The sequence below is a fragment of the Gallalistipes aquisgranensis genome (assembly GCF_014982715.1).
GTDB lineage: Bacteria > Bacteroidota > Bacteroidia > Bacteroidales > Rikenellaceae > Gallalistipes > Gallalistipes aquisgranensis.
Genome location: NZ_JADCJY010000002.1, coordinates 660,396 through 667,200, shown reverse-complemented (window position 1 = coordinate 667,200; position 6,805 = coordinate 660,396). Strand labels below are relative to the sequence as shown.

The following is a 6,805-nucleotide window of genomic DNA, read 5'->3' as shown; positions in this document are numbered from 1 at the left end:
TACGCACCCGTGCGCCGGTCGCCGGCAAGAGTAGCAAGCTACTCTATCCGCTGCCCCTCGACTTGCATGTGTTAGGCCTGCCGCTAGCGTTTATCCTGAGCCAGGATCAAACTCTCCATTGTAAAAAATTCACTTTGTATCGTTAGAGTCCTGACTACTTATTTTCCTTTAAAGGAATTGATAAATACTACATTTTTCTTTTCTCTCTTTTTACCAGTAACTCAAAGAACCTCATTTGGTTCCAGCGTCTCCTTCCGAGAAATTCCCCGCTGGAAAATCGCCCGATTTCGCGAGCGAAAGGACTACAAAGGTAAGACCTTTTTTCGTAATCTCCAAATTTATTTTTTCAAGAACTTCATCTGAATGTGCTATCGGAAACCGTTATTCTCATTCAGCGGGTGCAAATGTAGGGACTTTTTTTAACTCTGCAAATTTTTCGCGCTTTTTTTCGCAATTTTTTTCACGATTTCAGGACATCGCCCATCAGGAAAAGCACATAAAATCATAATTATCAACACAATAACATATCATTGCGATTTTCCCCGCACAGGACGGATATAACGGATTTTCCCGGAAAAATATTTTACGGACAGCCCGAATTCCCCGCAAATGAAACGCCGGAAAACAGCGAAAAAATTTCACTCCGTATCCGGAAATCCGGAAATCAAAGGATAATGGACCCTCCCTTTTCGAGCGTTTTCCTCACTGCTCCGGGATCGACCCGTGCGATAGAAGTGCTCCCGTCGAGGGCCAACCAGGAAGCGACACCCGCGGCCTCCCCCAGCTGATTCATATTGACCATGACCCGCACACCCGAAAAAGCGGCCATCTCGGTATCGAGCATCCGGCCCGCCAGTATCAGATTGTCGTAACGGCCGGGAATGAGCGAACGGAGGGGGACCTGGTAAAAGACCGGATTCTCACCGGTCTCGGGACGCCACCGTCCCGTCTGTTTGGGATAACCGGGCCGCATGTAGACCTCCGTACCGTCCAGATACCGGAAAGTCAGCCCCGGCTTCCCCTGGTGGTGGATGTCGAGCCGGTAACTCCCGTTGGCCACGGCATCGTCGTAACGCTTTCCGGAGAGCATGTCTTCGTCCCGCAGCCGGTGCAGACAGCGGAAATGCCGCGTTTCGCGCACACCTATGCAGGAAGGCAGCCCGTTCAGGCCCAACTCCCTGCCCGCGTACTTCCGCATCATATCCATGATGGCCCTCACCTGCCGGCGTCCCTCCATCTCGGCCCGGGTCAGCTGGACGGCATCGCTGCAATCGACCCCGCTCACCCGCGTCGCCGCGAGCATAAAAGTCTTCGTCCCCGGAAGCGGACCGCCCCAGACGAATCCCGAAGGGATACCGAACTCCTCTCCGTGTTCCCGGATGATACGGTTGATCTCCTTCGCATCGTACTCTTCGATATGAGCGCACATGGTGGGCGGCTGCATCAGTTCGTGCGTATAGGAAGGCAGCCCCAGCCGGTGGCAGAGGTCGCCGTCTCCGGTGGCGTCGATAAAATACTTCGCCCGGATCACACCGCGCCCCGACTTGTTGTCGACGACCACGCCCTCCAGACGCCCCTCCCCGTCCGTCACGGGCTCGGAAAAGAGAGTGTGCAGATAGGGCCGGACACCCGACTCGAGCACGAGTTCGTCCAGCTCCATCATCAGTTCCTGGGAGTTGAAACGGAATCCGGTCGAGGGACTCCGTTTGTATTCGAGCACGGCATTCCGCCGGGCCAACCGCTCGATCACCTCCTGACTGAGCCCGGCGATGATCCGGTTTTTGAATTCCGCATCCAGGAACGAGTGCCACACGTTGACCAAAGCACGGGTCGCCACGCCGCCGAAGGCATTCTGGCGCTCCACGACGATCACCCGTGCGCCCAGGCGTGCAGCCCGCACGGCCGCGAAAACGCCCGTGCAACTGCCGCCGAGCACGCATATATCGGCCTCGTCGATGACGGGCAGCCGCGAAGAAGATCCGTCGCGCCTCTTCCCCGCACAGGCCAGCGAGGGGAACAGCGCCCATGCGGCGGAGCCCAGCGCGAGTTTCTCCAGAAATTGTCTTCTGTTCAGATTCTTTTTCATAGGTATCGAGTTTTTTCAGGGAATCGGGTAAGGTTTTCCGTGTAAAGATAGCAAAAAAACGAATCGGACCGCTTCCGGCCGGATCGGGCGCCTGCCGGAAACGGCGCAGGATAAAAAAAATCCGCCCGGGCCGTGTGTCCCGGGCGGATTATTCACTCTTCTTTCGTCCGATCAGTAGGAACGGGCGAACAGCACACGGCGATGCGAAGGTCTGCCGGAATAGATGCAGGCACCCTCCTCCTCGGGTGCGTCCACGGGAATACAGCGGATCGTGGCCTTCGTCTGCTCCTTGATCGCCACCTCGGTCTCCACGGTGCCGTCCCAGTGGGCCAGCACGAAGCCGCCCTTCTCGTCGAGCACGCGCTTGAACTCGTCGTAGGTGTCCACCCGGGTAATCATGCTCTCCCGGAACTTCAGCGCCTTGTCGAAGATGTTCTGCTGGATTTCGGTCATCAGTCCCTCGATCCGGTCGGCCAGCCCCTCCTGCGGAACGGTCTCCTTGGCGAGCGTGTCGCGGCGCACCAGCTCGATCGTCCCTCCGGCCAGATCGCGGGGTCCCATCGCCAGACGGACGGGAACGCCCTTGAGCTCGTACTCGGCGAACTTGAATCCCGAACGCACGTTGTCGCGGTCGTCCAGCTTGACGCTGATCCCCCGCTGTTTGAGTTCGGCGGCGATGGCCCCCAGCTTCTCCCGGATGGCCGCCAGTTCCTCGGGTCCTTTATATATAGGTATCATCACCACCTGGATCGGCGCCAGTTTCGGCGGCAGCACCAGCCCGTTATTGTCCGAGTGGGCCATGATCAGGGCCCCCATCAGACGGGTGGAAACGCCCCACGACGTAGCCCATACGTAATCGAGCTTCCCTTCCCGGTTCACGAACTGCACGTCGAACGCCTTGGCGAAGTTCTGCCCCAGGAAGTGCGACGTACCGCTTTGCAGCGCCTTGCCGTCCTGCATCAGGGCCTCGATCGTGAGGGTGTCCTCGGCCCCGGCGAACCGTTCGTTTTCGCTCTTGTGGCCTACGATGACCGGCACGCCCATCCAGTTCTCCGCGAAGTCCTGGTAAACGTGGATCATCCTGCGGGCCTCCTCCATCGCCTCCTCGCGGGTGGCATGGGCCGTGTGGCCCTCCTGCCAGAGGAACTCGGCCGTGCGCAGGAACAGACGGGTGCGCATCTCCCACCGCACCACGTTGGCCCACTGGTTGCAGAGCACGGGCAGGTCGCGGTAGGACTGTATCCAGTTCTTGTAGGTATTCCAGATGATGGTCTCCGAGGTGGGACGCACGATCAGCTCCTCTTCCAGTTCGGCATCGGGATCGACGATCACCCCTTTCCCCTCGGGATCGTTCTTCAGACGATAGTGCGTCACCACGGCGCACTCCTTGGCGAAGCCCTCCACATGGTGGGCCTCCTTGCTGAAAAAGGACTTCGGAATGAAGAGCGGGAAATAGGCGTTTTCGTGCCCGGTGTCCTTGAACATCTGGTCCAGCGCACGCTGCATCTTCTCCCAGATCGCATATCCGTAGGGTTTGATCACCATGCAACCCCGTACGGCCGAATTCTCGGCCAGTCCGGCTTTCACCACCAGATCGTTGTACCACTGCGAGTAGTTCTCCTCCCGGCGGGTCAGCTCTTTCAGCTCTTTTGCCATAATCGAATCGAATTTATCACGCAAAGGTAGAAATTTTTCACAATTTCGCACAATTTGGTTACCTTTGATTGCGAAGGAGTCTCCGGTTTCTGCCGGACCCGGGGGCGAAACGGCAAAAACAGGCGCCGGAATGTGCAACAAAACGCATCGTTTCCACGTCTTATATATAAATAAGGAAACCGGCGGCCGGCACAACTTTCCGGTACGGTTTTCGTTAGTAAAGAAACGGTATAAAACACGACATTATGAGAACAGCAGCATCTTATCTGGGAATGATCGCCGCGGGCATCGCGCTCATCGGGCTCAGCGGATGTTCGGCGACCCTCTACACCTCCCCGTCGTCCCGCGCGGTCGCGGACGACCTGTACGGGATACACGACCGGCAGGCCATCGCCCGCCAGGAAGCCCTCGAACAGGAACAGGCCCGCAAGGCAGCGGAGACCGCGGCGCTGGCCGAGGCGAAAATGGAGGGGGAGTATCTCCGGAAATATACCGGCAATCCCTACGAGGACGTGCTGGCGGACACCTATGACGATGCCTATGCCCGCCGTCTGCGGGGCTTCAATTCGCCGACCTACAAAATGCCCTCCAGCTATTACAACTTCAAGATCAGCGATGCGGCGAACTATGCCTCGGCCTACGATCCCTCGTTCTACAACGTGATGGTCATGGGCGACGAGGTGTGGGTGGAGCCCAAATACATCACCTCGATGTTCGGCTACTGGGGCGCATCGCCCGTCAACGTCAACATCAACCTGGGCTGGGGTTATCCCTACTGGGGCAGCTACTGGAGCTGGTACGACCCCTACTGGGGCTGGGGCTCGCCCTGGTGGAACCGTCCCTACTGGGGCCCCTATTACAGCTGGGGTTATTATCCCCACTGGGGTTGGGGCTACCCCTACTGGGGAGGACACCACCACTGGGGAGGCGGCTACTATTCGCGGCCGGACGTGACCTACCGGCCCAACTACCGGCCCTACAACAACGGCGGCAACCGCTACGGCTCCTCGACCGGCTACCGCTCCAACACGCGCAACAACGCGGGCAGCTACAACAGCGGCTACCGTAACCGCTACGACAAGGACAACTCCTCGACGCCGGGTTACCGGTACAGCCGGCCGAGCAACAGCAACAGCGGAAGCACGTACCGTCCCGGCGGCGGTTCGGGTTCGCACAGCACACCCTCGGGCGGCGGCGGCAGCTACGGCGGCGGTTCGCGCGGCGGCGGCGGACGGGGCAGATAATTCCGTGCACAACGACATGTACCACTTAACGACAATCGGACGATGAAAACGAAGATATGGATCACAGGCGCCCTGTGCGCCGCTACGGTCGCCACGGCGGGGGCGCAGGGAATCAGCAACGACGCCGTGCTGGGCGGCAAACTGCTCGGGGTCTCCTATTTCGACCTGACCACCATGAAGATGTTTTCCCAGCGCAACTACGCCTACGGGACGGCCCGTTCGTCGGCCATGGCCGGAGCCTTCACCTCGCTGGGCGGCGACCTCGCCTCGATGGGCATCAACCCCGCGGGACTGGGCATGTACCGCGCCTCGGAGTTCGGACTCTCGCTGGCCGTGGAGACCAACAGCACGCACGAAAGTTACCCGGGCGACCTGTGGAGGGAGGATTACAACCGCACCCGGTTCGTGCCGACCAACGTCAGCCTGGCCCTCAACCTCTACCAGGGTTCGGGAGCGCTGACCAGCTTCACCTTCGGCTTCGGCTACAACCGCCGGGCCGATTTCAACTACCGCTCGACCGTGGGGCTTCCGCACGACAACTACACCATCGGACAGATTTTCGAACGGCAGCTGGACGGAATCCCCGAAGCCGACCTCAGCAGGGACTACTCCTACGGGGACTTCCCGACCTCCATGTGGGGAGGCATCCTGGGCTACAAGGCCTACATGATCGACCCGGCCGATGAAAACGACGAATACGACCTAACGACCGTCAACCCCTACAACCCGTTCAATCCCGGATCGGGTCCGGGCGTCCTGACCGACGTGGACCACCTGCTGCAAAGCCGGACGAAAGGGTCGATCGGAGAGTACAACATCTCGGCGGGCATGAACTTCAACAACCGGGTCTACGTGGGTCTGGGCATCGGGATCCAGGACATCTACTACCGGCAAGACGAAATATACAGCGAACAGTACGTCAACGACAAGGAGCTGCCCAACTACGGCGGATACCTGTATAACATGTACTACGGCCAGCACGTGAAATACACCGGCACGGCCGTCGACTTCAAACTGGGCATCATCGTGCGGCCCGCAGGCGGACTGCGGGTCGGCGTGGCGTTCCACTCCCCCTCCTTCGTCTCGGTAGACCAGGAGTACGGGGCCGACATGCAGACCGAACTCAACGACGGGCAGAGGCACTTCGCGGAGACCAATCTGCTCTCCTACGACTACCGCTTCTCCTCGCCCCCGCGGCTGCTGACGGGAATCTCCTACACGTTCGGCAACGTGGGCGTCATCTCGGCCGACTACGAACGGGTATGGTACAACGGCATGCGCATCAGCGACAAGGACGGCTGGCGGGACGATTACAAGGCGGCGGCCAAGGAGATTTTCAAGGGAGCCGACAACGTACGCGTGGGAGCCGAATTCAAACCCCTGCCCTCGCTGGCCCTGCGGGCCGGCTATGCCTACTACGGCTCCATGCTGCGCGATGACGACCGCGTGTTCGACGGGCCGGTGGGCGAACGCAGTTATAACGTCTCGGCCGGTATCGGGTACCGCAAAGGGATCATCTCCCTCGACCTGGCCTACACCTATATGAACGAGAAATTCACCTCGTACGACCTCTTCTACTACAAGGAGCCCGGTTACGAGGCGATCTCCCAGAGCGGTTACCTCACCCCCGAGCGTACACGCCACCTGGTGACGCTCTCTTTCGGTGTCCGTTTCTGACGGGAACGCCGCTTCCAAGAACCGGAACCCCGGAAAAAAGCCCCGACCGTACCATCCCGCGGCCGGGGCTTTTTTTCCGGAAACGGACCGTAGGAAAGATCCCCGCCGGACAAGGAGGCGGGACCAGAGACAGCAACCGCCC

Annotated in this window: 4 protein-coding genes and 1 rRNA gene; 2 read left to right on the top strand and 3 right to left on the bottom strand. The window is 59.5% G+C overall.

Annotated elements, in window-relative coordinates; all coding sequences use genetic code 11:
• The 3 genes from INF32_RS12055 to proS form a co-directional block, all read right to left on the bottom strand.
• A 16S ribosomal RNA gene (locus INF32_RS12055) occupies positions 1-122 on the bottom strand; the annotation flags it as partial.
• Between the two features lie 542 nt (positions 123-664).
• Positions 665-2,086 (bottom strand): FAD-dependent oxidoreductase, encoded by a 1,422-nt coding sequence (locus tag INF32_RS12050; RefSeq protein ID WP_226388644.1) that lies wholly within the window; start codon positions 2,084-2,086, stop codon positions 665-667.
• A gap of 171 nt (positions 2,087-2,257) precedes the next feature.
• Positions 2,258-3,742 carry a proline--tRNA ligase gene (proS, locus tag INF32_RS12045; protein ID WP_226388643.1) on the bottom strand — a complete coding sequence of 495 codons (1,485 nt, stop codon included), beginning with the start codon at positions 3,740-3,742 and terminating at the stop codon, positions 2,258-2,260.
• 245 nt (positions 3,743-3,987) lie between these two features.
• Here proS and INF32_RS12040 point away from each other — a divergent pair, with 245 nt between their 5' ends.
• Together INF32_RS12040 and INF32_RS12035 are read left to right on the top strand one after the other, a co-directional pair.
• Positions 3,988-4,986 carry a hypothetical protein gene (locus tag INF32_RS12040; RefSeq protein ID WP_226388642.1) on the top strand — a complete coding sequence of 333 codons (999 nt, stop codon included), beginning with the start codon at positions 3,988-3,990 and terminating at the stop codon, positions 4,984-4,986.
• Positions 4,987-5,028: 42 nt separating this feature from the next.
• Complete coding sequence (locus INF32_RS12035; RefSeq protein ID WP_226388641.1) at positions 5,029-6,663, top strand: OmpP1/FadL family transporter; 1,635 nt, start codon at positions 5,029-5,031, stop codon at positions 6,661-6,663.
• The last annotated feature ends 142 nt before the right edge of the window (positions 6,664-6,805 follow it).

What these genes read in the sequence shown, in the direction of transcription:
- INF32_RS12050 (WP_226388644.1), bottom strand. Translation starts at nt 2,086, where the DNA reads ATGAAAAAGAATCTGAACAGAAGACAATTTCTGGAGAAACTCGCGCTG.
- proS (WP_226388643.1), bottom strand. Translation starts at nt 3,742, where the DNA reads ATGGCAAAAGAGCTGAAAGAGCTGACCCGCCGGGAGGAGAACTACTCG.
- INF32_RS12040 (WP_226388642.1), top strand. Translation starts at nt 3,988, where the DNA reads ATGAGAACAGCAGCATCTTATCTGGGAATGATCGCCGCGGGCATCGCG.
- INF32_RS12035 (WP_226388641.1), top strand. Translation starts at nt 5,029, where the DNA reads ATGAAAACGAAGATATGGATCACAGGCGCCCTGTGCGCCGCTACGGTC.